Annotated in this window: 1 protein-coding gene and 1 pseudogene; both read left to right on the top strand. The window is 72.6% G+C overall.

Going from position 1 to position 1,049, the window contains the following annotated elements; translation table 11 throughout:
- Nucleotides 1-390 (top strand): TetR-like C-terminal domain-containing protein (locus AB0I77_RS53965; protein WP_363290396.1); only part of this gene is annotated, 390 nt, incomplete at its 5' end.
- Between the two features lie 228 nt (nt 391-618).
- A pseudogene (locus tag AB0I77_RS53960) lies at nt 619-1,049 on the top strand (DUF3103 domain-containing protein); the annotation flags it as partial.

Raw genomic sequence — 1,049 nt, 5'->3', positions numbered from 1 at the left:
CTGCCCGACTGCGGCACACTCGCCGCCGACATCGAGGGCGTGGTCCTGCAGTTCGCGGACCTGCTGGCCCGGCCCGAGGCCAGGAACGGTCTGATGGCGGTGGTGGCCGAGTCCACCCGCGACGACGCCCTGCGCGAACGCATCCGCGGCTCCATCGTCGAACGCCAGAAGCGGCTGGTCATCGAGGGCCGCAAGCGGGCGCAGCGGCGCGGGGAGCTGCCTCCGGAGACGGGCCCCGAGGATACGGCCCGCACGGTGGACCTCATCTTCGACATGGTGGCGGGCGCGGTGGTCCACCGGACCCTGGTGAGCGCGGAGCCCGCGGACGACGCCTGGGTACGGCACTTCACGGCGGTCCTGCTGCGGGGGCTCGCGGCCGCGGAGGGCTGACGGGCCGACCGCCAACCACCAGGGGCGCACGGATTGTTCATCTGCGAGCGGTGTGAAGACCTTGCGCATATGACATGCCACGACACCATAGCCGGAATCTACTCGCATAGATTCCGCACGGCGTTCACGACCAAACCAGTTCACCGGTTCACCGGCTCCACCCGGCACCACCCTCTGACAGTGCGTCACCGACCCTCTGACCACTCGTATCCGGGAGGATCGATCCCCGTGAGACCTCGTCACACCCGTAGACGTGGCACCACGGCCGCCACCGCGGCCACCCTCGTCGTCCTGGCGGCGGCCCAGACCCTGACCGCGGCCCCCGCAGCCCTTGCGGCTCCCGCCCCCGTCGCGGCCCACTCCGCCTCCGCGGCCTCCGCACACTCCGCCACCGCGTCCGCGGTCACCGCCGCCCAGGACCGGGCCGCGCGGGCGATCGCGCGCTCGCTCGGCGACTCCGCCTGGCGCACGAGCCTGCGCTCGGCCGCCCTGAAGTCGGCGGAGGTGTCCGTCACCGACCGGGCGAGCGGCAGGCTGAAGTCCCAACTGGCCGCCGCCGACCGTGCGATAGCCACCGCCAAGGGCCTCGGCACCAAGGTCGGACCGCTGCTCAAGCTGCGGCTCGGCGACCGCTCCATGCGGGCCTCGCTGACGGCCGA

The organism is Streptomyces sp. NPDC050619, from assembly GCF_040654815.1.
Classification (GTDB): Bacteria; Actinomycetota; Actinomycetes; order Streptomycetales; family Streptomycetaceae; genus Streptomyces.
Note: the sequence above shows the minus strand (reverse complement) of the source record. Positions and strands in the feature narration are given on the sequence as shown.